Source organism: Pseudoxanthomonas sp. GW835-FHT14C01, assembly GCF_058793715.1.
This window is the reverse complement of the sequence record NZ_JBXAGB010000004.1, coordinates 67,177-89,990: the sequence shown is the minus strand read 5'-3', so window position 1 is coordinate 89,990 and position 22,814 is coordinate 67,177. Positions and strand designations below refer to the sequence as shown.

At 68.1% G+C, this 22,814-nt stretch carries 25 protein-coding genes; 8 read left to right on the top strand and 17 right to left on the bottom strand.

Annotation, left to right across the window (positions count from 1 at the left end):
- Positions 1–50: 50 nt before the first annotated feature.
- On the bottom strand, positions 51–2,309 hold the full coding sequence (locus AC1Q5B_RS18150) for a putative bifunctional diguanylate cyclase/phosphodiesterase (protein WP_492632851.1): 2,259 nt from the start codon (positions 2,307–2,309) through the stop codon (positions 51–53).
- 137 nt (positions 2,310–2,446) lie between these two features.
- Between AC1Q5B_RS18150 and AC1Q5B_RS18145 the strand changes: the two genes are divergently transcribed.
- Both AC1Q5B_RS18145 and AC1Q5B_RS18140 read left to right on the top strand, forming a co-directional pair.
- A complete protein-coding gene (locus tag AC1Q5B_RS18145; RefSeq protein ID WP_492632850.1) occupies positions 2,447–2,989 on the top strand; it encodes a UPF0149 family protein in 543 nt (180 codons plus the stop codon).
- Positions 2,989–4,314, top strand: coding sequence for an aminopeptidase P N-terminal domain-containing protein (locus tag AC1Q5B_RS18140; RefSeq protein ID WP_492632849.1), 1,326 nt, complete (start codon positions 2,989–2,991; stop codon positions 4,312–4,314). Before AC1Q5B_RS18145 ends, AC1Q5B_RS18140 begins: the two co-directional genes overlap by 1 nt.
- A 337-nt stretch (positions 4,315–4,651) precedes the next feature.
- On the opposite strand, the gene AC1Q5B_RS18135 is transcribed toward AC1Q5B_RS18140, so the two are convergent.
- From AC1Q5B_RS18135 to rph, 15 genes are all read right to left on the bottom strand, one after another.
- Positions 4,652–5,086, bottom strand: a complete 435-nt coding sequence (locus AC1Q5B_RS18135; protein ID WP_492632848.1) for a GFA family protein — start codon at positions 5,084–5,086, stop codon at positions 4,652–4,654.
- Positions 5,087–5,094: 8 nt separating this feature from the next.
- Positions 5,095–5,490 (bottom strand): YciI family protein, encoded by a 396-nt coding sequence (locus tag AC1Q5B_RS18130; RefSeq protein ID WP_492632847.1) that lies wholly within the window; start codon positions 5,488–5,490, stop codon positions 5,095–5,097.
- The gene (locus AC1Q5B_RS18125; protein ID WP_492632846.1) at positions 5,487–5,867 is read right to left on the bottom strand and encodes a hypothetical protein; all 381 of its coding nucleotides are present in this window, start codon (positions 5,865–5,867) and stop codon (positions 5,487–5,489) included. Before AC1Q5B_RS18125 ends, AC1Q5B_RS18130 begins: the two co-directional genes overlap by 4 nt.
- Positions 5,864–6,097 carry a hypothetical protein gene (locus AC1Q5B_RS18120; RefSeq protein WP_492632845.1) on the bottom strand — a complete coding sequence of 78 codons (234 nt, stop codon included), beginning with the start codon at positions 6,095–6,097 and terminating at the stop codon, positions 5,864–5,866. Before AC1Q5B_RS18120 ends, AC1Q5B_RS18125 begins: the two co-directional genes overlap by 4 nt.
- Before the next feature lie 27 nt (positions 6,098–6,124).
- Positions 6,125–6,547 carry an MAPEG family protein gene (locus AC1Q5B_RS18115; RefSeq protein WP_492632844.1) on the bottom strand — a complete coding sequence of 141 codons (423 nt, stop codon included), beginning with the start codon at positions 6,545–6,547 and terminating at the stop codon, positions 6,125–6,127.
- Positions 6,544–6,876 carry a hypothetical protein gene (locus AC1Q5B_RS18110; RefSeq protein ID WP_492632843.1) on the bottom strand — a complete coding sequence of 111 codons (333 nt, stop codon included), beginning with the start codon at positions 6,874–6,876 and terminating at the stop codon, positions 6,544–6,546. Before AC1Q5B_RS18110 ends, AC1Q5B_RS18115 begins: the two co-directional genes overlap by 4 nt.
- 128 nt (positions 6,877–7,004) lie before the next feature.
- On the bottom strand, positions 7,005–7,439 hold the full coding sequence (locus tag AC1Q5B_RS18105; RefSeq protein ID WP_492632842.1) for a hypothetical protein: 435 nt from the start codon (positions 7,437–7,439) through the stop codon (positions 7,005–7,007).
- Positions 7,440–7,587: 148 nt separating this feature from the next.
- Positions 7,588–7,962, bottom strand: a complete 375-nt coding sequence (locus tag AC1Q5B_RS18100; RefSeq protein ID WP_492632841.1) for a hypothetical protein — start codon at positions 7,960–7,962, stop codon at positions 7,588–7,590.
- A 17-nt stretch (positions 7,963–7,979) separates the two neighbouring features.
- Positions 7,980–9,320, bottom strand: a complete 1,341-nt coding sequence (gene pepQ / locus AC1Q5B_RS18095) for a Xaa-Pro dipeptidase (protein ID WP_492632840.1) — start codon at positions 9,318–9,320, stop codon at positions 7,980–7,982.
- A 79-nt stretch (positions 9,321–9,399) separates the two neighbouring features.
- The gene (locus AC1Q5B_RS18090) at positions 9,400–9,747 is read right to left on the bottom strand and encodes a PilZ domain-containing protein (RefSeq protein WP_492632839.1); all 348 of its coding nucleotides are present in this window, start codon (positions 9,745–9,747) and stop codon (positions 9,400–9,402) included.
- Entirely contained in the window at positions 9,744–12,248 is a 2,505-nt protein-coding gene (locus AC1Q5B_RS18085; protein ID WP_492632838.1) for a DUF1631 domain-containing protein, read from the bottom strand. Before AC1Q5B_RS18085 ends, AC1Q5B_RS18090 begins: the two co-directional genes overlap by 4 nt.
- Before the next feature lie 90 nt (positions 12,249–12,338).
- Positions 12,339–13,493: a radical SAM family heme chaperone HemW gene (hemW, locus tag AC1Q5B_RS18080; RefSeq protein ID WP_492632837.1), complete on the bottom strand. Its 1,155-nt coding sequence runs from the start codon at positions 13,491–13,493 to the stop codon at positions 12,339–12,341.
- Between the two features lie 3 nt (positions 13,494–13,496).
- Positions 13,497–14,090, bottom strand: coding sequence for an RdgB/HAM1 family non-canonical purine NTP pyrophosphatase (gene rdgB / locus AC1Q5B_RS18075; protein WP_492632836.1), 594 nt, complete (start codon positions 14,088–14,090; stop codon positions 13,497–13,499).
- A gap of 6 nt (positions 14,091–14,096) precedes the next feature.
- Positions 14,097–14,489: a VOC family protein gene (locus AC1Q5B_RS18070; protein WP_492632835.1), complete on the bottom strand. Its 393-nt coding sequence runs from the start codon at positions 14,487–14,489 to the stop codon at positions 14,097–14,099.
- A 107-nt stretch (positions 14,490–14,596) separates the two neighbouring features.
- Positions 14,597–15,322, bottom strand: a complete 726-nt coding sequence (gene rph, locus AC1Q5B_RS18065) for a ribonuclease PH (RefSeq protein ID WP_492632834.1) — start codon at positions 15,320–15,322, stop codon at positions 14,597–14,599.
- A gap of 110 nt (positions 15,323–15,432) precedes the next feature.
- Between rph and AC1Q5B_RS18060 the strand changes: the two genes are divergently transcribed.
- The 5 genes from AC1Q5B_RS18060 (at position 15,433) to AC1Q5B_RS18040 (ending at position 20,268) form a co-directional block, all read left to right on the top strand.
- Positions 15,433–16,293: a YicC/YloC family endoribonuclease gene (locus tag AC1Q5B_RS18060; protein WP_492632833.1), complete on the top strand. Its 861-nt coding sequence runs from the start codon at positions 15,433–15,435 to the stop codon at positions 16,291–16,293.
- On the top strand, positions 16,290–16,907 hold the full coding sequence (gene gmk / locus AC1Q5B_RS18055) for a guanylate kinase (RefSeq protein WP_492632832.1): 618 nt from the start codon (positions 16,290–16,292) through the stop codon (positions 16,905–16,907). Before AC1Q5B_RS18060 ends, gmk begins: the two co-directional genes overlap by 4 nt.
- 219 nt (positions 16,908–17,126) lie before the next feature.
- Positions 17,127–17,426, top strand: a complete 300-nt coding sequence (gene rpoZ, locus AC1Q5B_RS18050) for a DNA-directed RNA polymerase subunit omega (RefSeq protein WP_296278197.1) — start codon at positions 17,127–17,129, stop codon at positions 17,424–17,426.
- A gap of 125 nt (positions 17,427–17,551) precedes the next feature.
- Positions 17,552–19,723 (top strand): RelA/SpoT family protein, encoded by a 2,172-nt coding sequence (locus tag AC1Q5B_RS18045; protein WP_492632831.1) that lies wholly within the window; start codon positions 17,552–17,554, stop codon positions 19,721–19,723.
- Positions 19,724–19,884: 161 nt separating this feature from the next.
- The gene (locus AC1Q5B_RS18040) at positions 19,885–20,268 is read left to right on the top strand and encodes a RidA family protein (RefSeq protein ID WP_492632830.1); all 384 of its coding nucleotides are present in this window, start codon (positions 19,885–19,887) and stop codon (positions 20,266–20,268) included.
- Between the two features lie 154 nt (positions 20,269–20,422).
- On the opposite strand, the gene AC1Q5B_RS18035 is transcribed toward AC1Q5B_RS18040, so the two are convergent.
- Positions 20,423–21,460, bottom strand: coding sequence for an AraC family transcriptional regulator (locus AC1Q5B_RS18035; RefSeq protein WP_492632829.1), 1,038 nt, complete (start codon positions 21,458–21,460; stop codon positions 20,423–20,425).
- A 119-nt stretch (positions 21,461–21,579) separates the two neighbouring features.
- Here AC1Q5B_RS18035 and AC1Q5B_RS18030 point away from each other — a divergent pair, with 119 nt between their 5' ends.
- Entirely contained in the window at positions 21,580–22,812 is a 1,233-nt protein-coding gene (locus tag AC1Q5B_RS18030; protein ID WP_492632828.1) for a parallel beta-helix domain-containing protein, read from the top strand.
- Positions 22,813–22,814: the final 2 nt, after the last annotated feature.

Genomic DNA, 22,814 nt, shown 5'->3' with positions numbered 1-22,814 from the left:
TCGCGATACCGGGCCCCTGATCGCGACTGACGTCGCTCCCACAAGGGGGGTCAGGAGGCGACGCGCATGCCCGAGCCGGGGTAATAGTCGCGGATGAAACGCAGGCACTGGTCGGCACCGAGCGCCTGCGACACCCAGTGCCCCTGTACCTCGTCGCAGCCGTGGTTGCGCAGGAACTCGTACTGGTCCCAGGTTTCGACGCCCTCGGCCACCACTTTCAGCGCCAGTGACTGGCCCATCGTGATGATGGTGCTGGTGATCGCTTCGTCGTCGGTGTCGTGGGTCAGGTCGCTGATGAACTCGCGGTCGATCTTGAGCGTGGTCAGCGGCAGGCGCTTCAGGTATGCGAGTGAGGAATAGCCGGTGCCGAAGTCGTCGATCGCCAGCGAGATCCCCAGGCGGCGGCAGGCACGCAGGGTATCGGCGTTCTGCTCGGGGCTGGCCATGACCACGCTCTCGGTCAGTTCCAGCTCCAGCCGGTTGGCCGGCACGCCGGTTTCCTCCAGCGTGCGCGCTACCACGGTCTGCAGGTCGCCGCGCTGCAACTGGGTGGCCGACACATTCACCGCCACGCTGAGTTCTTCCAGGCCGGCGTCGTGCCATTCGCGCAGGGTCAGGCAGGCATGTCGCAGCGCCCAGGCGCCGAGTTCGAGGATCATCCCCGACTCTTCGGCCAGCGGGATGAACTGCGCCGGCGACACCATGCCGAATTCCTTGCTGTCCCAGCGCAGCAGCGCCTCCACGCCGGTGATCCGCTGGCGCGAGATCGACAGGCGTGGCTGGAACACCAGCGACAGTTCGTTGCGGTCGATCGCGCGGCGCAGCGCGCTGGCGAGGATGGCGCGATGGCGGTTCTTCTCGTCCATCGATTCCGAATACACCTCATAGGTGTGCCGGCCCATCGCCTTGGCCTGGTACATCGCGGTGTCGGCGTGCTTCAGCAGTTCGGTCGGCACCTGCGCATGTTCGGGATACAGGCTGATGCCGATCGACGGCGATACCGCCAGCTCCAGCCGCTCGCCGAAGTTCAGCGGCGCGCGGAAAGCATGGATGATGCGCTGGGCGACCTCTTCGGCATCGGGCATGCCGTTGATGTCCTCCAGCACCACGGTGAACTCGTCGCCGCTCAGGCGCGCCACCGTGTGCTGCGTGCCCACCGTCTGCTGTACGCGCGCGGCGGCGGAGCGCAGGATGCGGTCGCCGGTGGCGTGGCCGAGCGAATCGTTGATGTCCTTGAACCGGTCCAGGTCGATGAACAGCACCGCCACGTGCCCGTGTTCGCGGCGCGCCCGCACGATCGCGCGCGACAGGCGTTCGGACAGCAGCGAGCGGTTGGGCAGGCTGGTCAGGGTGTCGTAGTTGGCCAGATAGCGCAGCTCCTGCTCGGCGCGCTTCTGCTCGGTGATGTCGGTAAGCACCTGCACGTAGAGCGGGCGCTCGCCGCTGGCATCCGGCACCACGTTGGTCTCGATCCGGCAGAGGATCTCCTCGCCGTCCTTGCGCACCTTCCAGATCTCGCCCGACCAGCGTCCCGTGAGGCGCAGTTCGCGGTTCATCCGCTCGAAGAAGGCGTCCTCGTGCTGGTCGCTGTCCAGCATCGTCATCGGCTGGCCGATGATCTCCTCTTCCGCGTACCCGGTGATGCGGGTGAAGGCCGGATTGATGGTGATGAACTGGTGCGCCCAGTCCAGCACGGCCACGGCCTCGTTCATGCTGCGCATCACTTCGCCGGCGATGCGGTGCTCGTATTCGGCATTGCGGCTGGCGGTGATGTCGCGCGCGGTGCCCGCGATGCGGATCGGCTGGCCCTCGGCGTCGCGCTCGACCACGCGGCCGCGTGCGCGCACCCACACCCACGTGCCGTTGCCCAGCATGTCCATGCGGTGCTCGGACATGAAGAGCGGCGTCTTGCCCTGCAGGTGCTGGCGCAGCCGCTCCTGCACCAGGGGCAGGTCTTCCTCATGGATGGTCGGGACTTCGCCCTGGCGCGTCAGTACGGTGATGTCGGCCGTCTGCACGGCGGTCTCGTCCGCGCGCATCCGGTAGAGGCGGCGCTGCACCAGGTCGTAGTCCCAGAACTGTTCGCCCGAGGCCCACAGCGCCAGCTTGAGCCGCTCGTCGCGGTTGCGCAGCGACTCGCTGCGTAACGGCTCCTGCGGCATATGACGGGTCGTCAGCCACGCCTGCCACCAGCGGCGCGTGCCGATCACGATCACGCCCACCAGCACCACGCCCGCCAATCCCATGGCCAGCCGGGACGACAGGGGGGAAGCCGTTGCCAGGATTGCAGCGACAGAAGAGGCGTGCATGGAGGGAGGACGGGCGCCCGGAGCGGAGGCAATACGCGAGTGTAGGCATGCGTACACAGGCACAACAAGGAGGGGAGCGGGTTTTCGTTGGTACACTGGCGCGGTTGTCCGAAACCCCTGACGGATTGCGTTCTTCTATGCCCGACCTTCCCGATATCGCCGACGTGGCGGCCGCTTCCCGCCAGCTTGGCCTGGCCATGGACGCGTCCGAACTGCACGGCGCCCTGTGCGGCTGGCTGGCCGGCGGTGGTACCGCCGACGATACCTGGCTGTCCCGCGCGCTGGCCGACGATCAGGTGCCTGCGCCCGCGGCCGGCAGTGCGCTGGACCAGTTGCGCCAGTGCGCGGTCGCGCAACTGGAAGACCGCAGCTTCGCCTTCGACCTGCTGCTGCCTGCGGCGGACCGCCCGCTGGACGAGCGTGCCGAAGCGCTGTTCGGCTGGTGCCAGGGCTTCCTCGGCGCATTCGGCCTGGCCGCCGGCGCATCGCCGCCGCTGTCCGAGGAAGGGCAGGAGGCCCTGCAGGATCTGGCGCGCCTGGCCCAGGCCTCGGCCGAGAGCAGCGACGACGAGGAAGACGAGGACGCGCTGGCGGAACTGGAAGAGTTCGTCCGCGTCGCGGTCCTGTTGCTGCATGGCGACTGCGTGCTCGGGCCCCGGCACCGCCGGAGCCTGAACTGATGAAGGCCGTCGCCGGCATCGGCGCGGCGGAGTTCGCCCGCCGCCGCAAGCAGTTGATGCGGCTGGCCGGCAACGACGCGATCCTGGTACTGCCGGCTGCCGCCGAGCGCGTGCGCAGCCACGACACGCACTATCCGTACCGGCAGGACTCGGACTTCTGGTACCTCAGCGGCTTTCCCGAGCCGGAAGCCGTACTGGTGCTGGTGCCGGGCCGCAAGCACGGCGAAACCCTCCTGTTCTGCCGCGAACGCGACCTCGAGCGCGAAGGCTGGGACGGTCCGCGCGCCGGTCAGGACGGTGCGGTCAACGACTACGGGATGGACGATGCCTATCCCATCGACGACCTCGACGAGATCCTGCCTGGCCTGCTGGAAGGGCGTTCGCGGGTCTATTACCACTTCGGCCGCGACGCCGACTTCGACCTCAAGCTGATTGGCTGGGTGCGCCACGTACGCGCACATGTGAAGCAGGGCGCGCAGCCGCCGCACGAATTCCTGGAACTCGGCCACCTGCTGCACGACCTGCGGTTGTTCAAGTCGAAGGACGAGGTCAGGCTGATGCAGCGCGCGGCCGACATCAGCGTGGAGGCGCATCGCGCCGCGATGCGCGCGGCGCGGCCCGGCATCCGCGAGTACGAACTGCAGGCGGACCTGGAGCGCGTGTTCCGCGCTAACGACGCGTGGCCGGCCTACAACAGCATCGTCGGCGCCGGCCACAACGCCTGCGTGCTGCACTACCGCGCCAATACCGCGCAGGCACGCGACGGCGACCTGGTGTTGATCGATGCCGGCGCCGAGTACCGCGGCTACGCCGCCGACATCACCCGTACCTTCCCGGTCAACGGCCGCTTCACCCCGGCGCAGCGCGCGCTGCACGACCTCGTCGGCGAGGCGCAGAAGGCTGCGCTGTCCTGCGCGCGCGTCGGCGTGCCGTACGAGGCCGGCCATGTGGCCGCGGTCGAGACGCTGACCGAGGGCCTGCTCAGGCTCGGCCTGCTGAAGGGCAAGCTGGAAAAGCATCTCGCCGAAGGCACCTACCGCCGCTTCTACCGCCACAAGACCGGCCACTGGCTCGGCCTGGATGTCCATGACGTAGGCGACTACCGGATCGACGGCGAATCGCGCCTGCTGGAAGCCGGCATGGTGTTTACCATCGAGCCCGGCCTCTACGTCGGCCACGACGACGAGACCGTAGACGCGAAGTGGCGCGGCATCGGCATCCGCACCGAGGACGACGTGCTGGTCACTGCCGGCGAGCCACGCGTGCTGACCGACGCGCTGGCGCGCAGCGCCGACGAGATCGAAGCCGCGATGGCGGACGCCTGACGGTCTGTTCCACGGGTCCTGCGCGCCCCCGCGACACCCGCGTGCAAGCCTCGGCGTCCGACGGTTGAGACTGACCTGCCTTGCGCGCGGGATTCCCGTGGCCCACGCGCGAGTGTCCCCGGCTTGGTTGCGAGTCCGGCAGCCTCGCGCGCGGATGCGGGACGCTTGCGCACCGGATCGGGAAACCCGCGCGCAGGAATGAAGCGCTTGCGCCGGCAATCACCGGTGCCTCGCGTGTCTCACCTTTATCCTTGTGCGCAAGCGTCTTGGCCTTGCGCGCGCGTATCCGCGACCCACGGTCGGGCATCCGGACCTTGCGGGCCGGTTGTCGGCGCCTTCAGGCCAGCAGTTGCACGTCGCGCACCCACAGCCGACGCCAGCGGGCGGTCTTCTCGTCGGGCGCCAGCGCCTGCGGCGAGGCGGGCACGGCGGGAGCGAACGCGTCGCGTGCGTCCAGGCAGCCGGCATTGACGGCTGCGAAGCGCCGGTCGGCCTCTTCGAACACGACCGCCACCAGCACCCCGCAGTCGCTGCACAACAGGAACTGCGCGGCGTCCGATCCCTGCCGATAACGGCGCAGGCGATCCGGGCGGCGGGCCTGGATGAGCACCCGTGCCGTCGCGTCCGATATCCACGCGGCGCCGTGCGCACGGCAGAAGCTGCAGTCGCAGGCGCGTGGCGCCGTCTCTGCGGGGATGAGCGACGTCGTCAGGTCCAGGGTGAGCGCGCCGCAGTGGCAGCCGCCATGCAAGGGCGATGAGGTCGACGCCATCGGAGGATTCAGTCGGCGCCGGAACGCCAGGCGGCCGGCGTTTCGTTGGTGGCGACTTCCGCGCGCGCCCGCGCGGCTTCCAGCGGCCGGATCTCCAGGGTCAGGCCGAAGGCGAGACAGGGATTCTGCGAAGCGATTTGCGCGGCGTGGTCCAGCGAGTCGGCGACGATGAACCAGTAGCCGCCCACCAGTTCCTTCGCCTCGGCGAACGGCCCGTCGGTGATCCCGTTGCGCGATACCTGCCGGCCGCGATGCTCCAGCCGGCTGCCGGGCTTCAGCACGCCGTCGGCCAGTCCCTGCTCGTACCAGACATAGAAGCGGTCGATGGCGTCCTGCACGTCTTCCTTCGAGGCGGATTCGTCCCACTGGCCGCGGGAGATGAGCAGGTAGTCGGAGGTCGTCATGGAAGTGTCCTGGAGGAGGATTCGCCCGCGTTCCGCGCCAGCGCATGATGCCGGAACCGGAGGAAGGCCAGGCGATGCTGGCAGGTCGGGCAGTACATGTCCTGTGCGAAGGCCGGCTTTTCGACATCGCGGACGATGCGTAGCGGGTAATCGGGCAGTGGGCCGTCCGGCAGGCCCCAGTAGTCGGGGAAGTACGAGCCGAAGTCGGCATAGCAGAAGTCGCAGAGCACCAGTTCTCGCCCCCACAGCTCGACAACGTAGTACTCGTGTTCGCCACGTCGACACTCGTCCAGTTCGCGCGGTGCATGCCCGCAGTCGAAGCAGGGCGCCACCTCGATGGGGCTCAGCGGACCGGTACACAGGGGACAATCGTTCACGGGGCCGCCTGTCGGTAGACCCAAAGACCCAGTGCGATCATCGCGATCCAGAAGACCAGTCCGGCCAGGATCGCCGCCGTCTCACCCGGCTCGTGCCGCGGACGGACAAGCCGCAGGATCAACGCGCCGGTGCCGCGCAGCAGCCACTCGACCACGATCTCGAACACGATGCGTGCGATGAAGCGGAACACGCCGCCCAGTGCTTCGCCTGCGATGTCTCCCAACGGCATGCGCGACCCTCCGTCCCTGGCGGACGATTATGCGTGTTCGATCGCCGCCCGCAGCAGCAGGCTCCACAGGGCGATCACGGCGAGGAAGTTCACGGTGAACACCAGGCCGCGCAGGCGCACGTTCGCGGTCAGCACCTGCACGCCGCTGTGCAGCAGCCGGCCGCCGACGAACACCCAGGCCAGCGCGACGGCGGTCGTGCTGGTGCCGAGCAGCATCAGCACGACGCAGGCGATGTGGAAGAACAGTGGCCATTCGAACTGGTTGGACAGGTTGGCGCTGATGCGCGGTTCGATCTTCGCCCACGGGTTGCTGCCGTCCGCACGACGGCCGATGCCCCAGATGGCGGGTGCCCGCGCGATCGTCAGCAGGACATAGAGGAATGCGGCAAGCGCGACATGCGCTGTCATCGGCAGCAGCAGGGCGGTATCCACGGGCGGGAGCGATGTCATGGCAGCGCTGGATTCGCCAGGTAGGCCGCACCAAGGGCGGCAAACAGGCCGAGCAGGATGACGAAGCCGTAGCGCAGTCGGAAAGGAATGTCCGGCTTGCCGTAGCGTTGCTCGGCCTGCCGCCGGTCCAGGCGCCAACCGTGGTGGCACTCGGGGCAGGCCAGTTGGTAGCGCCTGCCGTAGATGAAGCCGAACAACAGGTCGAACTCACCGTATTTGTAGGCGAGTTGCGGCTGGAAGTCGCGCGTCTCGTCGCAGCGCGGGCAGTGCTGCGGCTCCGGTTCGCCCACCGGCACCACCCGCTCGCCCTGGCCGATCATGAACATCATGCGTGCAGTCCTGTTGCGGGCATGCCGGTTACTCGGGAGTCGACGGGATTCTGTGGGGACGTCGGGGTGGCGTCAAACGATGGCCATAGGTTGGTGTGAGTTTGCCAACCCCAACACGCGCGGATGATTCAATCCGACGAAGCTTGGTGGGCGAGATCCGAAGGCGGCGGCGCGATGGCGCCGATGATCGCGCTCCACTGCTTGCGCAACCAGACGGGGACCACAAAGGACGCGATGCATCCTGCCAAAGGGGGCAAGATCGACGCACCGTACTCGGCACCCACGAAAATCGCGTTTGCGAGTGTCTTGTGGCCCGCGGCATGGAGGTCCGCGGCCATGAACACCTTGAAGACTTCCAAGGGCGACATCGCAGCGCCCGCCAGTGTCATCACCCCGTAGGCCAACAGAAGGCAGGCCAGCGCGAAGGAACGCCTTTGCGCGCGCGGCATCCCCGATCGCCACGCGACCCACCACGCTACCCAGACAGGCAGCAGGGCCAAGAGCAGTACTCCCAGGCTCGCGAGCACGGTGAAGGCCAACGTTGCGAGCAAGTAGCGGTCCATGCGCTTGAGCCTGTGGGAGATTGAGGGGGCTTGGCGTAGCCCGGGTAAGCGTAGCGCACCCGGGATGCCCTGAAGTTTCCGACCGGATTCCCCGGGTGCGGCCGCTGGCCTTACCCGGGCTACGACGCGTCAGCATCCAGCGATGGGATCAGTTGTCGTAACCGGTAACGTCGGCGTGCACGATACAGTCGTCGCGGACCACGACATGGCCTGCAAAGCCCCAGGGACGTCGGCCAGTGTCAACGAAGTATCCTTCGAACGCGTACAGCCCATCGCCTGTGCGCAGGCGCGCGTGGAGCTCGGGCGGCAACGGCCTTTCCAACTGTTCGGACTGAAGCGGTCCACGCACGCGCAACGTCGAACGCAGGTGTTCAAGGCTGCCGCCAGGGCAGGCCGCCGTGGCGGCGACGCGGTCGGTGAAGTCACGGTTCCAGTCCTCGCGCGGCGTCAGCAACGCGGGGAGTGGAGTCGCGCCCCCGAGCGCGCTGGCAGTCCACAACACCCACGTGGCGATGACGGACATGGCGCGCCTGCCGGGGCTCAGCCGTGCTCCGCGAACGCAGGCCGCGTCAGATTGTCGGCATCGCCCTCGGTGCACAGCACTTCGTCTTCGATGCGGATACCGCCGTACGGGCGGAACGCATCGACGCGGGCCCAGTCGATGCTGGCGGCGTGGCCGTTCTTCTTCACCTCGTCCAGCAGCATATCGATGAAGTACAGGCCCGGTTCGATGGTCACCACCATGCCGGGTTCCAGCACGCGGGTCATGCGCAGGTAGGGATGGCCGGCCGGACGCTCGATGCGGCCGCCGCGGTCGTTGGCGGCGAAGCCGGCGACGTCGTGCACCTGCAGGCCGATCGGATGGCCCAGGCCGTGCGGGAAGAACGCCGCGCTGACGCCGGTGGCGACCGCCGCTTCCGGCGATACCGTGATGACGCCGAAGTCCTTCAGGATGCCCATCAGCGTGTGGTGCGCATCCACGTGCAGCTGCTTGTAGTCCACGTTGGCGCGCACGCCGGCGCACATGCGCTGCTGCGCGGCGTCGACCGCGTCGATCAGCGCCTGGAACTCGCTGCCGGCGTCGTAGGCGTAGGTGCGGGTGATGTCGCTGGCGTAGCCATGGAAACTGGCGCCGGCGTCGATCAGGAAGCTGCGCAGCGGAGCCGGCGCGACGCGCTGCAGTTCCATGTAGTGCAGGATCGCCGCGTGCTCGTTGAGCCCGATGATGTTGCCGTAGGGCAGCTCGTTGGCATCCTGGCCCACCGCGGTGCAATAGGCCATGTGGATGCCGAACTCGCTCTCGCCGGCGCGGAACGCGGCTTCCGCCGCACGGTGGCCGCGCACGGCCAGGCGCTGTGCCTGCCGCATCAGCGCGATCTCGTACGGCGTCTTGTACGAGCGCTGGTACTCGAGGTACTGGATGACCGGTTCGGGATTGTTCGGGGCATGCTCGCCGAGCGTGCTCTGCGGCTCGCCGAGGATCGCGCTGCGGTCAGAGGGCGGTAGCAGGGCGGCGGCTTCCTCCGGCTTGCGGATGATGTGGATGTCGAAGTGATCCACCCACCAGCCGCTCGGCGCGTCCGGCACCACGTGCCAGTAATCGAACGGCTGGTAGAACACGACCTTCGGCCGCTGGCCAGGCGTGTACACCAGCCAGCTGTACGGCAGGCGCGTGAGCGGCAGCCAGGCCTTGAACTGCGGGTTCACCGCATACGGATAGTCGCGGTCGTCGAACACCTGCCAGTGCTGCGTACCGCTGGGGACCACCAGATGACCGAAGCCGCCGCGCGCCAGCGCCTGGTCCGCCCGCCGCTTCATCGTCGCCAGGTGGTCGGCGTACAGCGGGACGAGGTCGGTGTCGAAGGGGGCGGGGGCGTTCATGGCGGCGGCTCGTGCGAGAGAGCCGCCATTTTGCCGCAATCGTCCCGGTCGGGCGTTGCGCGGACCGTCGTGTCGCGCGCTACTCGGCTTCAGGACCGGCGTTCACCCAGTTCCGCAGGCGTTCCAGCGGCTCGCGATCGATGGTCAGGAAACGCAGGCCCGCGAAGGCCTGGCCGGGCGTGTTCGCCGGCGCCGACCAGACCAGGTGCGCGCCGACGTCGATCGGCAGGTCCTGGCCGCGCGCGTCCTGCAGATGGAAGCGCAGCTGGTACAGGGCGTCGTCGACCACCGGTTCGGTGGCCACCAGCAGCATGCCCGACTCGGAAAGATTGCCCAGTCGTCCGATGATCTGTTCGGTCATCAGGTCCAGCACCGTGACCGGTTTCGGCACCGCGCGCCGGCGGGCACGGCGGAACTCGCGCATCATGCGGCGTCTCCTGCGGGTTCGCCGCTGCGGCCGGTGAGGCTGCGCAGCGCGCTGAGGGTGGCGTTCCACGCGCGATCGATCAGGCGGCCGCGGTCCTCGGTGACCACCTGCGCCTGGCCCTTGGCCATCAGGTGCGCCAGCGTGTCGAGAGAATGCTCGCCCACGCGCTGGCCGCGCTGGTTGACGAACAGCGCGTTGCCGGTCACCGGACTGAACCACGACAGGCGTTGCCGTTGCACGTCGCCCTGCTGGTTGCGCGTGAACTCGAACCACGTGCCGAACGGCAGCGCGCGCAGGTAGTCGTAGCACGCCTGTTCCTGCGGCGTGCGCGGCTGCACGACCTTCTTCTTGACCTCGCCCTGTCCGCCGAGGCGCGCGCGCGCCTTGAGGCGTGCGGTCAGCTCGGTGCGCGACGTGGTCTCGTCTTCCTCGGCGCTGGACAGCCGGCGCGAAATCGCCGCAGCCTCGTCCTCGTGATAGCCGACCTGCACCAGCGACTTCTCGATCTTGCCGGCAAGCGCCGGATCCGGTGGCTGGGAAGTGGTGGTAGCGGCGACGATCTCCAGCGTGGTCTGCAGCTGGTCGGCCCATTCCGTGGACGACTCGCCGTTGCGCAGTTGGGTGAGCGTCAGCACATCGGCCCACGCCTGGCTGAGCAGCGCCTGCACGAACTTCTGCGGCTTGGCTTCGGCCATTGCCGACTCGATGGTGTCGGCGGCCTTCTGCTTGGCGATCTCCAGCCGGTCCTTGCCGCGCGCGGCTTCGATCTGCCGGCGCTCGGCCAGTTCGGCCTTGCGCGCGGCCGCCTGCAGGTGCTGCTGCACGTCGCGGTTGGCGTCCTCGAAGACCGCTTCGTCGCCTTCGTAGGTCTCGACGACGGTCTCGACCGCCGTGTGCAGCCGCTGCACCAGGTGCGGATCGACGTCCTCCTCGCCCAGCCAGGTGGCGCCGGATTCGGCGACCGTGTTGAGCAGGTCGCGTGCCGGGTGCTGGGCGCGCAGGAAGAAGTTGCGGTCGCGCAGCGCGGCCTGCACGACCGGCACCTGCAGCCGCACCAGCATGTCGGCCGCCGGTGCGTCGTGCTGCACTTCGCGCTCGATTTCGTTGTAGAGCAGATCGAGCAGTTCGAACGTGTCCGAATCCGCGCTCGCCAGCGTCGCGCCCGGACCATGCTGGGCGCGGGCCGCTTCCAGCATCGCTTGCTGGAGATCCTGCACGGTCCGGCGCGGCTGGTCGGGCCTGCGCGCCGGCAGCGGCGCGTGCTGCAAGGCCTTGAGTGCGTTCAGGACGTCGGGCGTGGGCAGCAGGCGGCGTGGCGCGTCGGCCGATCGCCCGCCGGCGCCTTGGGAGCCCGTTGAACGTTCGTCAGAGCCACCGGAGCCACCCGAGCCGCTGCCGGAACCGCGAGTACCGCCAGCGCCCGAATCCCCGGTGCCGGAACCACTGCCTTCCAGCGTGCCCGCATTTCCTCCGGGGCCGATGTCCGCTTCGTCCGGCCAAGCCAGGTCCGCCTGGCGTCCGCTACGACGGATCGCGAGCAAGCGCTGCAGGGCTTCGAAGGCCACGGTGGTGCCGGAGGCATCAGGTTCGCTGGCCTGCGCGGCAGTGGTGCCGGAGGACGCCCCGGCGCCTTGGCCGGCAACACCGGGCGCCGCGCCCGCGACGGCGCTCACCTGGTCGGGCGTGAGCGTCGCCCAGTGCGATGCCGCCCCCTGGCCTTGCCATCCCGTCATGGGGCGTGCGCTGGTCTGGCCCGCGTCGTCGATCGGCGGGCGCACGATCTCCAGGGTGCGGGCACGTCGCGGCATGTAGGACAGACCGGGCAGGATGCCCTCGCGTCCCAACCACTCGTTCAACGTGGTGACCCACTCGGTATACCCGGTCATCACCTTGTGGTCGAAACTGCGGTACATCACGAGCTGGGCATCCAGCGACAAATCGAGGCACCCGGCGACATCCCGCAGCAGCTGCCCGAGACGGTGCGGACCCAGCGGCACCGTGTCGGCGTCGTAGGCCGGCTTGCAGGCCAGCACGGCAAGGCGATAGCCCAGCATCACGATCTGCGCATTGGCGCGCTGCTCATGCCGCCGCGACACCTCGCGCAGCACGATTTCCTGATCCATCACCGCGTCTTCGACCAGGGTGAGGGTCTGGTAATCGAGCCGTTCGGCGGTCTGGTCGGCTGCGGCGGCATCCCGGCGCAACGACGCGAGCTCCGCCTCCAGCGCGAACATGTAGTTGGGCACCAGGTCGGCGCGGTTCTTCTGCAGCGCACGCAGGTCGACGAAGAGCTGCGCCTGCACGTTGTTGTTGCGCGCCTGCTCGGCCTGCTTGAACAGTACCTGCTCGAGCTCCACCAGCATGGCGTTCAAGGACGACACCATGTCCCGCGAGACGTGGTCGAACAGGCTCTGCAGCACGCGCCGCACGCGCGGCGGCAGCACCGACGAGGCGATCGTGGTCGGTGCGGCAGCGGACGTCGGCGGTCGTGTCGCGGTCATCGGTACGTCGGGCTCCCCTGTCACGGCATCATTATCACACCCTGTGTTGCCTGCGCACCCCTGGGTCGGCGGGATGCGCCGCGACCGGGATCAGGCATCCAGGAACAGTTCGACCACGTCGTTGGTGAACCGGTGTCCCAGCGCCGTGGGGCGCACGTGCGTCTCCGTCAGGTCCAGCCATCCCCGCTGCAAGGCCCGTTCCAGCGCCGGCGCGATGCTCGCCTGCGCCAGCCCGGTGGAGCCGGTGAAGTCCGCCAGTGCGAAGCCCTCCTGCAGCCGGAGCGCATTGAGCATGAACTCGAACGGGCGCCGCTCGGGCGTGATGTCGTCGTCGCCGCCGATCGCCTGCGGCGTGCCGGCGTGGGCCAGATAGGCGGTCGGATGCTTCACCTTCCATCGGCGCAGGATCTGCTGGGTGGCGCCCACGGTGATCTTGCCGTGCGCGCCGGCCCCGATGCCGATGTAATCGCCATAACGCCAGTAGTTGAGATTGTGCGCGCAGCGGCGTCCTGCGCGTGCGTAGGCGCTGACCTCGTAGTGCTGGTAGCCGGCGTCGGCCAGCAGCGTCTGGCAATGCTCCTGCATGTCCCAGGCGTGGTCGTCGTCGGGAATCCCCTGCGGCGGCCGCGCGAAGAACACCGTGTTCGGCTCCAGCGTCAGCTGGTAATGCGAGATGTGCGCCGGCTGCAGGGCGAACGCGCGCTGCAGGTCGTGTTGGGCCATCGCCAGCGTCTGGCCGGGCAGCGCATACATCAGGTCGAGGTTGAGATTGTCGAAGCCGGCATCCTGCGCCAGCTTCACCGCATATTCGGCCTCGCGGCTGTCGTGGATGCGACCGAGCTTCTTCAGGCTTTCATCGTCGAAGCTCTGGATGCCGAAGCTGATGCGGTTCACACCGGCGGCGCGGTAGTGCTCGAAGCGCCCGTGCTCGGCGGTGCCGGGATTGGTCTCCAGCGTGATCTCCAGCCCCGGCGCGAAACGCAGCCGGCTGCTCGCACCCTGCAGGAAGCGGTCGATCGCCTCCGGCGGGAACAGGCTGGGCGTGCCGCCGCCGAAGAACACGCTGTGCACGGTGCGTCCCCACACCAAGGGCAGGTCGTGGTCCAGGTCGCGCAACAGCGCATCGACGTAATCGTCGAACGGCAGCGCGCCCTTGCCTTGGTGCGAATTGAAATCGCAGTACGGGCATTTGCGCACGCACCACGGCAGGTGCACGTAGAGCGAGAGGGGCGGGGGGATGAGCACGGGTCAGGACAGGCCGAGCAGCCGCTGCTTGAGTCCGGCCAGCGCCTTGCCGCGGTGGCTGATCTGGTTCTTCTCGCTCAGTGGCATTTCCGCCGCGGTCTGCCCGCGCGAGACATCGAAGAACACCGGGTCGTAGCCGTGGCCGCCGGTGCCGCGGCGTTCGTGCAGGATGCGGCCGCGCCATTCGCCTTCGACGATCAGCGGCTGCGGATCGTGCGCATGGCGCAGCAGTACCAGCACGCAGTAGAAGTGCGCGCCGCGCTGCTCGCCGGCCACGTCCTTCAACGCGTCCAGCAGCTTGTCGATGTTGCGCTGCGCGTCGCCATGGCCGCCGGCGTAGCGCGCCGAGTACAGGCCGGGCGCGCCGTTCAACGCATCCACGCAGATGCCGGAGTCGTCGGCCAACGCGGGCAGGCCGGTCTGCAGGCTGGCGTGGCGCGCCTTGATCAGGGCGTTCTCGACGAACGTCGTGCCGGTCTCGTCGGCATCCTCCACGCCCAGGTCGGACTGCGCGACCAGTTCGATGCCGGTATCTGCCAGCAGCCCGCGGAGTTCTTCCAGCTTGCCCTGGTTGGACGAGGCGAGGACGAGTTTCATGGCGGATCAGTCCTTGGGTTGCAGCAGGTCCCAGCGATTGCCGTAGGCATCGCGGAACACGGCGACGGTGGCGTAGCTTTCCTCGCGCGGCGTTTCGAGGAATTCGATGCCTGCGGACGTCAACCGCGCATGGTCGCGCCAGAAGTCGTCCGTCTGCAGGAAGAAGCCGACGCGCCCACCCGTCTGGTCGCCGATGTGTGCGCGCTGTTCGCCGGTCGTCGCGACCGCCAGCAGCAGGTCGGTGGTGCCTTCGCCTGCCGGCGCCACGCGCACCCAGCGCTTGCCGCCGCCGAGGTCGGTGTCCTCGCGCAGCTCGAATCCCAGCGCGTCGCGGTAGTGCGCGATGGCACGGTCGTAATCGTCGATCAGCAGGGTGACCAGGCTGAGGATCTGTGGCATCAGTCAACTCCGTGGAACAGGGCGGTTGTGGGAGAGACGTCAGTCGCGATGAGGCTTTACCGACGGGCTATCGCGACTCACGTCGCTCCCACAAGCAAAGAACACTGTCAGCCGGCCAGCGCCGCGCGCTGCGCCGCGAACAGTTCGCCGATGCCCTTCTCGCCCAGCGCGAGCAAGGCATCCAGTTCGTCGCGACGGAAGGCATGGCCTTCGGCGGTGCCCTGCAATTCGATGAAGCCGCCGCCGTCGTTCATCACCAGGTTCATGTCGGTGTCGCAGTCGCTGTCTTCGGGGTAGTCCAGGTCCAGGACCGGCACGCCGCGGTAGATGCCGACCGAGACCGCGGCCACGGCGCCATGCACCACGTCGCGCTTGATCTCGTTGCGCGCCTTCAGCCAGTTCACCGCGTCCACCAGCGCCACGTAGGCGCCGGTGATGGCGGCGGTGCGGGTGCCGCCATCGGCCTGCAGCACGTCGCAGTCCAGCGTGATGGTGCGCTCGCCCAGTGCGCCGCGGTCCACGCAGGCGCGCAGGGTGCGGCCGATCAGGCGCTGGATCTCCAGCGTGCGCCCCCCCTGCTTGCCGCGCGAGGCTTCGCGGTCGCTGCGGGTGTGGGTGGAGCGGGGCAGCATGCCGTATTCGGCGGTCACCCAGCCTTCGCCCTTGCCGCGCAGGAAGCCCGGCACCTTGTTCTCCACCGTCGCGGTGCACAGCACGCGGGTGTGGCCGAAGCTGACCAGCACCGACCCCTCCGCATGGCGGGTGTAGTTGCGCAGGATGCCGACATCGCGCATCTGGTCGGGCAGGCGGCCACTGGGGCGGGAGAAGGACATGGAGGCATCCGCAATGAGGGGGGCGAAGTTTACCAGCCCCTCCGCCCGGGCCCGGCCGGCGTCGCAGGGGCTGCTAAGATGCGCCGCTCACTGGTCCGATGGGCAACCGCATGATCCGCAGCATGACGGCGTTCGCTACCGCCGAACGCGCCACCGAGGGCGGCGCGCTGGCGGCCGAACTGCGCGCGGTCAACCACCGTTTCCTCGAGCTGGGCGTGCGCCTGCCGGACGAACTGCGCGTACTGGAACCGGCCCTGCGCGAGCGCGTCACCGCACGCGTGTCGCGCGGCAAGCTGGACCTGACCCTGCGCCTGCGTGCGCCGGAAGGCGGCGGCGCGTTGCAGCTCAATCCGAACGTCGTGGGGCAGCTGTCGGAACTGGCAGCGGACCTGGCCCTGCGCGTGCCCAACCTGCGCACCGAGCTGACCGACCTGCTGCAGTTCCCGGGCGTGCTGCAGACCAAGGGCGTGGACATGGAGGCGCTGCAGGCCGAGGCACTGGCCCTGCTGGATACCGTGCTGGACCAGTTCGTCGCCGCACGCGAACGCGAGGGCGGCAAGCTGGTGGCGGCGATCCTGGAGCGCGTGGACGGCATCGCCGCGCTGGCGGCGGAAGTGCGCACGCTGATCCCGCAGATCCGCGCCGGTCAGCGGCAGAAGCTGGAAGCGCGCCTGGCCGATGTGGCGCAGAACATGGAACAGGGCCGGCTGGAGCAGGAACTGGTGCTGTGGCTGCAGAAGCTCGACGTGGACGAGGAACTCGACCGCCTCGACAGCCACGTCAAGGAGATCCGCCGCGTCTTCACCCAGAAGGAACCGCAGGGCCGCCGGCTGGATTTCCTGCTGCAGGAGTTCAACCGCGAAGCCAATACGCTGGGCTCGAAGTCCGTCGACATCCGCACCACCAACATCGCGGTGGAGCTGAAGGTGCTGATCGACCAGATCCGCGAACAGGCGCAGAACATCGAATGAAGCGCGGAACCCTCTACATCGTCGCGGCGCCGTCGGGCGCGGGCAAGAGCAGTATCGTCAACGCCGTGCTGGCGCGCGACACCGACATCGCGCTGTCGATCTCGTTCACCTCGCGCGCGGCGCGCCCGGGCGAACGGCACGCGCAGCACTACCATTTCATCAGCGCCGACGAATTCAAGGCGATGATCCGCGCGGGCGATTTCTTCGAGTACGCCGAAGTGCACGGGGACTGGAAGGGCACGGCGCGCCAGTCGGTCGAGCCGCAACTGAATGCCGGCAAGGACGTGTTGCTGGAGATCGACTGGCAGGGCGCGCGCCAGGTGCGCGAGAAGGTGCCGGACGCGGTCAGCGTGTTCATCCTGCCGCCGTCGCGCGGCGCGCTGGAGCAGCGCATGCGCGCCCGCGGGCAGGACAGCGAGGAGGTGATCCAGCGCCGCCTGGCCGCCGCCCGCGAGGAGATGTCGCACTACGCGGAGTTCGACTACGTCATCGTCAACGACGTGTTCGACGAGGCGGTGGCACAGATGCATGCCATCTTCACCGCCAGCCGCCTGCGCCGGGAGGCGCAGGACGTGCGCCATGCGGATCTGATCGCGGCCCTGCTGGCGGAATAGCGTCGATCCGCTGTAGCGCCGGGCTTGCTCAGCTGCGTCCGCCGGGGTGAGGTGAAGCAAAAGCAGCGGAGCAAGCTCGGTTCTACGATGGTCGGGGCTGGGAACCTCCCTTAAATCCTTGATTTTCAAGGAAAGGCTTGCAATGGCTGGCTTGGCTGCCTACAATCCCGGCCCCTTTCCGTATTCACTGTGCGGCCTGCCTGGCCGCCGGGAGCCCGCATGGCCCGCATCACCGTCGAAGATTGCCTGGAAGTCGTAGATAACCGTTTCGATCTGGTCACGATGGCCGCCAAGCGCGCCCGACAGCTGGCGAACGGCGTGGAGCCGCAGATCGACAACAACGAGGCGCAGGACAAGCCGACCGTCCTTGCGCTGCGCGAGATCGCCGCACGCAAGATCGATAACGAACTGATCGACCGCGTCGAGAAGGCCGAGCGCGAGCGCGCCGAGCGCGAAGCGCTGGAGTGGGCCGCCGCCGAAGTGGTCGCCGACGACGACCTGTCGAAGGGCGACGACTGATCCCGTTCGTCGCACGTTCTGATCGGAACGGTCGATCGCCGAAAGGCCCGCGCAAGCGGGCTTTTCGCGTTTCAGGGCCATCGATCCGCGTTGCCGTGGCGACGTGACTGGCATAGTCTGGCGGCATGAATTCAGGCCGTACCGCCAAGGCGCTCCGCAGTCCCGCTTCGTCCCGCGACGAGGGCGTTCCGGAGTACGTCGCCCAGTTCGAACGGTTGGTGACGTATCTGCCGAAGGAGCAGCTGCCGCTGCTGCGGCGCGCCTGGGAAGTCGGCGCCGCCGCGCATGCGGGCCAGACGCGCAAGTCCGGCGAGCCCTACATCACCCATCCGGTGGCGGTGGCCGGCGTACTGGCCGAGCTGGGCATGGACGCGGAGACGCTGATCGCGGCGATCCTGCACGACACCATCGAGGACACCCCGCTGACCGGTGCCGACATCGCCGCCGAGTTCGGCGAATCGGTCGCCGAACTGGTCGAAGGCGTCACCAAGCTGGACAAGCTGAAGTTCCGCGATCGCCAGGAAGCGGCCGCCGAGAGCTTCCGCAAGATGCTGCTGGCCATGTCGCGCGATCTGCGCGTGATCATGATCAAGCTGGCCGATCGCCTGCACAACATGCGCACGCTGGGCGCGCAGGGCGCCGAAGCCCGCGGTCGCATCGCACGCGAGACCCTGGAGATCTATGCGCCCATCGCGCAGCGGCTGGGCATGAACCTGGTCAAGTCGGAACTGCAGGACCTGGGGTTCCGCGCGCTGCATCCGTGGCGGCATGCGGTGATCGAGAAGCACATCCGCAGCCAGCCGGTGATGCGCCGCGAATCGATGGCGCAGATCGAGGCGCACCTCTCGCAGCGGCTGGCGAAGGAAGGCATCGAACATCGCCTGGTCAGCCGGGTGAAGACCCCCTGGAGCATCTACAACAAGATGCACGCCGAAGGGAAAAGCTTCGACCGCGTGATGGATGTGTTCGGGTTCCGCGTCGTCGTCGACTCGGTACCGGACTGCTACCACGCGCTGGGCGCGGTGCACGCGCAGTACAAGCCGCTGGATGGACGGTTCCGCGATTTCATCGCCATTCCCAAGGCCAACGGTTACCAGTCGCTGCACACGGTGCTGTTCGGCCCCTACGGTTCACCGATCGAAGTGCAGATCCGGACCACCGAGATGGATCTGGTCGCCGAGCGCGGCATCGCGGCGCACTGGACCTACAAGTACGGCACCGACGCCCCGAACAGCGCACAGAACCGCGCGCATGCGTGGATCGTGGAGTTGATCGACAACCAGCGCGCCGCCGGTTCGTCGCTGGAGTTCCTGGACAACGTCAAGGTCGACCTGTTCCCGGACGAGGTCTACCTGTTCACGCCGAAAGGCAAGATCCTGTCGCTGCCGCGCAATGCCACCGCATTGGATTTCGCCTACGCGGTGCACACCGATGTCGGCAACCAGGCCGTGGCCTCCCGCGTGGACAAGAAGCTGGTGCCGCTGCGCACGAAGCTGGCCAGCGGGCAGAGCGTGGAGATCATCACCGCCAAATCCGCGGCACCGAAACCGCAATGGCTGGAATTCGTCGTCACCAGCAAGGCGCGCACCGCCATCCGCCACCAGCTGAAGCAGCTGGAGCACGAGGATGCCGTGCAGCTCGGCCACCGCATGCTCGACCGCGCGCTGGAGGACCTGGACAGCTCGCTCGAGCGCCTGCCGCAACAGCGCCTGGAAGCCTTCCTCACCGAGCACAAGTACCCGCGCCTGGAAGCCTTCCTGGCCGACGTGGCGCTCGGCAACTGGATGCCGGCGCAGGCCGCGCAGGCGCTGACCGCGTTCGCGGAGTTGCGCGCCGGCGGACACTCGAAGCATTCGCAGGAGAAGATCCTGATCACCGGCGGCGAACGCGGCGTGGTCAGTTTCGCGCAGTGCTGCCAACCGATCCCGGGCGACGAGATCATGGGCTACCACACGGCCGGCAAGGGCATCGTGGTGCATCGACTCGACTGTCCCAACGTCACCGAGTTCCGCAAGTCCCCGGAGCGCTGGGTGCCGATCGCATGGGACGCCAAGGTCACCGGCGATTACGACGCCGCGCTGCTGATCGACGTGGAGAACCGGCCCGGCGTGCTGGCGCAGGTCGCGGCGGCGGTAGCGAAGAGCCAATCGAACATCGAGCGCGTCGAGTACCTCGAACGCGACATCAACGTCGCCGTGCTGCGCTTCTCGATCCAGGTCCGCGACCGCAACCATCTGGCGGAGGTGATGCGCAGGTTGCGGCGCCTCAACGTCGTGCACGGCGTCCGCCGTCAGTGACACGGGGCGGGGCTTGGCCCGCCGTGCTGAAGCATGCAGGCGCGACGATGGGGTTCGCTTGCGCCGTCGTTTCCGATCAATGTCGTCGCGGTCGGCGCGTTCGCGATGGCGGGCCAAGGTCCGCCCTACGTAGAATCCGGGTATCCACACAGGAGTCATGCATGACCAGGCAGATCATCCACACCGACCGGGCACCCGCTGCGATCGGCCCGTATTCGCAGGCCGTGCGTGCCGGCAACACCGTGTACTTCTCCGGGCAGATCCCGCTGGATCCGGCCACCGGCAACCTGGTCGACGGCGACATCGCCGCGCAGGCGCGCCGTGCGTTCGACAACCTCAAGGCGGTGGCGGAAGCGGCGGGCGGTTCGCTCGACCGCTGCGTGCGCCTCGGCCTGTACCTGACCGACCTGTCGCAGTTCGCCGCGGTCAATGCGGTGATGCAGGACTACTTCGCCGCGCCGTATCCGGCGCGTTCGACGATCGAGGTCTCCGGCCTGCCGAAGGGCGCGGCCTTCGAAGTCGATGCGGTGATGCTGCTGGACTGAGGGCGGAGGACCCGTAGTGCCGAGCTTGCTCGGCACCGCACGCTGTCCGCCGCATCGACGCAGGAACGAAGAGCAGCGGAGCAAGCTCCGCTCTACGAAGGGCGCGGCCTTGGACGTTGGCGTGGAGATGAAAGGCAGCGGAGCAAGCTCCGCTCTACGCGGGCGACCGCCGTGTCTCGCTCGGCGTGTGCCCGGTCCAGCGCTTGAACGCGCGACGGAACTCGCGCACATCGTTGAAGCCGATCTGGTTGCCGACGGCGGCGATGGTGGTTTCCGCATCCTGCAGCAGGGCCAGGGCGCGCTCCGTGCGCACGCGGTCGTGCACGGCGCTGAAACTGGTGCCTTCCTCGGCGAGCTGGCGGCGCAGCGTGCGTTCGCTCAGGTGCAGGGCGGTGGCGACATCCGTCATCTGCGGGTTGTCGCGCAGGCGTGGACGCAGCTGGCGCTCGACGGCGGCGGTGGTCTCGCCGCGCAGCGACATCGCGGTGAGTTGCGCCCGGCACAGGGCGAGGGCCTGCCCCGAGGTCACCGGGTTGTAACTGGCGAAAGGCAGTTCCAACCAGCGGCGGTCCACCACCATCGCATGCTGGGGCTGGTCGAAGAGGACGTCGCACCCGAACAGATCCGCATAGCGCTCGGCGTAACGCGGCGCCGGATAGCCCAGCTCCAGCCGCACGGGACGGAATTCCGGACCGGCCAGTTCGCGCGCCAGCATCAGCGTGCTGGCGAACATCTCCTCGCACAGGAAGGGCAGCAGGTCGGCGGCCTCGTCGGGCGCGGTCGCGACCACGGCCAGGCTGCCGTCGTCGCGATCCTGCATGTCCAGATCCATCAGGGGGCCGAGGTTGCGCTGGTATTCCAGGCCGATCTGCACCGCGTCGCCGAAGGTCGGCGCGGTCTTCATCGCCAGGCCCAGCAGGCCGAAGTTGCCGCCGTTCTGCTTCTCGCCCATCGCAAGGCCGACGCCGTCGATCGGCAGCGTCGGCAGGGCGCGGCGGATGATTTCGCTGGCCTGGCGGTAGGACACGCGCGCCTGCGGGTCGTGGATCTCCTGCACGTTCAGGCGCATGCCGGCGAACCAGCTTTCCGCCTTCACGCCGAATTCGCCCGCCAGCAGCACCAGGCCGCACAGCATGTTGGTGGGGAGGTTGGCGATCGACAGGCGATTGCCCAGTCCGGTTTTCCAACGCATCGGCGCCTCTCCAGCTTGTCCGCTTTGCCCCCCGTAGTATGCCGCTCCCGCCCTCCGTGTCACATAGGCCGCCGCACCAGACTGCGGGGCACTACGCAGGCGTATGGGAGGGGAAACTCATGCAGCGCACCATGTCCTTGGCGGTGGCCGGCGCACTGGCCGTCCTGATGGCCGGCTGCCAGCCGAAGGCGCCCGACACCACGCCCGTCGCGGCTGCCGACGGCTTCGCCGCCAGCCTGCAGGAGCGCCTGCTGGACGCCAGGCCCGGCGACGTCATCGAGATTCCGGCCGGTCGCCATGCCTTCGACCGCAGCCTGACCCTGCGCGCCGACGGGGTGACGATCCGCGGCGCCGGCATGGACAAGAGCGTGCTGAGCTTCAAGGGTCAGAAAGCCGGGGCCGAGGGCCTGCTGGTCAACGGCGACGACTTCACCATCGAGAACCTCACCATCGAGGACTCCAGGGGCGACGGCCTGAAGATCAGCGAGTCGTCGAACATCACCATCCGGGGCGTGAAGGTCCAATGGACCGGCGGGCCGAGCACCAAGAACGGTGCGTACGGCATCTATCCGGTGCTGACGAAAAACGTGCTGATCGAGGACACGGTATCCATCGGCGCGTCCGATGCCGGCATCTACGTCGGCCAGTCCGACGGCGTGATCGTGCGCCGCAGCCGCGCCGAGCAGAACGTCGCCGGCATCGAGATCGAGAACACCATCAATGCCGACGTCTACGAGAACGTCGCCACCGGCAACACCGGCGGCATCCTGGTGTTCAACATGCCAGGGTTGTCGCAGCAGGGCGGCAACATCCGGGTGTACGCCAACAAGGTGATCGCCAACAACCACGACAACTTCGGGGCCAAGGGCACGCCGGTGGCCAGCGTGCCGGCGGGGTCGGGCATCGTGATCAACTCCAACGACGACATCGAAGTGTTCGGCAACGAGATCCGCGACAACGCCACGGCCAACATCATCGTCTCCAGCGTGTATTCCACCGGCTACAAGGACAGCAGCGCCTCGCCGAACTTCGATCCGTATCCGGAACGCATCCATGTCCACGGCAACACGCTGTCCGGCGGCGGCGACTCGCCGGACGGCTTCGACCTGAAGGCGTTGAAGGTGGCCACCTACGGCCTGCGCGGCAACTTCCCCGACGTGCTGTGGGACGGCTACTACAACCGGGATCGCGTGGTGGACGGGAAGAAGATCGGGCCGCAGATCTGCCTGCGCGACGTCAACGGCGTGGTCAATGCGGACGGACCCGGCGGCTACAAGAATCCGAACAAGGACGCGAAGCTCCACGACTGCGAACTGCCGCGCCTGCCGGCGGTCGACCTGAAACGCGGGTGAGG

What these genes read in the sequence shown, in the direction of transcription:
- AC1Q5B_RS18150 (WP_492632851.1), bottom strand. Translation starts at nt 2,309, where the DNA reads ATGCACGCCTCTTCTGTCGCTGCAATCCTGGCAACGGCTTCCCCCCTG.
- AC1Q5B_RS18145 (WP_492632850.1), top strand. Translation starts at nt 2,447, where the DNA reads ATGCCCGACCTTCCCGATATCGCCGACGTGGCGGCCGCTTCCCGCCAG.
- AC1Q5B_RS18140 (WP_492632849.1), top strand. Translation starts at nt 2,989, where the DNA reads ATGAAGGCCGTCGCCGGCATCGGCGCGGCGGAGTTCGCCCGCCGCCGC.
- AC1Q5B_RS18135 (WP_492632848.1), bottom strand. Translation starts at nt 5,086, where the DNA reads ATGGCGTCGACCTCATCGCCCTTGCATGGCGGCTGCCACTGCGGCGCG.
- AC1Q5B_RS18130 (WP_492632847.1), bottom strand. Translation starts at nt 5,490, where the DNA reads ATGACGACCTCCGACTACCTGCTCATCTCCCGCGGCCAGTGGGACGAA.
- AC1Q5B_RS18120 (WP_492632845.1), bottom strand. Translation starts at nt 6,097, where the DNA reads ATGCCGTTGGGAGACATCGCAGGCGAAGCACTGGGCGGCGTGTTCCGC.
- AC1Q5B_RS18115 (WP_492632844.1), bottom strand. Translation starts at nt 6,547, where the DNA reads ATGACATCGCTCCCGCCCGTGGATACCGCCCTGCTGCTGCCGATGACA.
- AC1Q5B_RS18110 (WP_492632843.1), bottom strand. Translation starts at nt 6,876, where the DNA reads ATGATGTTCATGATCGGCCAGGGCGAGCGGGTGGTGCCGGTGGGCGAA.
- AC1Q5B_RS18105 (WP_492632842.1), bottom strand. Translation starts at nt 7,439, where the DNA reads ATGGACCGCTACTTGCTCGCAACGTTGGCCTTCACCGTGCTCGCGAGC.
- AC1Q5B_RS18100 (WP_492632841.1), bottom strand. Translation starts at nt 7,962, where the DNA reads ATGTCCGTCATCGCCACGTGGGTGTTGTGGACTGCCAGCGCGCTCGGG.
- pepQ (WP_492632840.1), bottom strand. Translation starts at nt 9,320, where the DNA reads ATGAACGCCCCCGCCCCCTTCGACACCGACCTCGTCCCGCTGTACGCC.
- AC1Q5B_RS18090 (WP_492632839.1), bottom strand. Translation starts at nt 9,747, where the DNA reads ATGATGCGCGAGTTCCGCCGTGCCCGCCGGCGCGCGGTGCCGAAACCG.
- AC1Q5B_RS18085 (WP_492632838.1), bottom strand. Translation starts at nt 12,248, where the DNA reads ATGACCGCGACACGACCGCCGACGTCCGCTGCCGCACCGACCACGATC.
- rdgB (WP_492632836.1), bottom strand. Translation starts at nt 14,090, where the DNA reads ATGAAACTCGTCCTCGCCTCGTCCAACCAGGGCAAGCTGGAAGAACTC.
- AC1Q5B_RS18070 (WP_492632835.1), bottom strand. Translation starts at nt 14,489, where the DNA reads ATGCCACAGATCCTCAGCCTGGTCACCCTGCTGATCGACGATTACGAC.
- rph (WP_492632834.1), bottom strand. Translation starts at nt 15,322, where the DNA reads ATGTCCTTCTCCCGCCCCAGTGGCCGCCTGCCCGACCAGATGCGCGAT.
- AC1Q5B_RS18060 (WP_492632833.1), top strand. Translation starts at nt 15,433, where the DNA reads ATGATCCGCAGCATGACGGCGTTCGCTACCGCCGAACGCGCCACCGAG.
- gmk (WP_492632832.1), top strand. Translation starts at nt 16,290, where the DNA reads ATGAAGCGCGGAACCCTCTACATCGTCGCGGCGCCGTCGGGCGCGGGC.
- rpoZ (WP_296278197.1), top strand. Translation starts at nt 17,127, where the DNA reads ATGGCCCGCATCACCGTCGAAGATTGCCTGGAAGTCGTAGATAACCGT.
- AC1Q5B_RS18045 (WP_492632831.1), top strand. Translation starts at nt 17,552, where the DNA reads ATGAATTCAGGCCGTACCGCCAAGGCGCTCCGCAGTCCCGCTTCGTCC.
- AC1Q5B_RS18040 (WP_492632830.1), top strand. Translation starts at nt 19,885, where the DNA reads ATGACCAGGCAGATCATCCACACCGACCGGGCACCCGCTGCGATCGGC.
- AC1Q5B_RS18035 (WP_492632829.1), bottom strand. Translation starts at nt 21,460, where the DNA reads ATGCGTTGGAAAACCGGACTGGGCAATCGCCTGTCGATCGCCAACCTC.
- AC1Q5B_RS18030 (WP_492632828.1), top strand. Translation starts at nt 21,580, where the DNA reads ATGCAGCGCACCATGTCCTTGGCGGTGGCCGGCGCACTGGCCGTCCTG.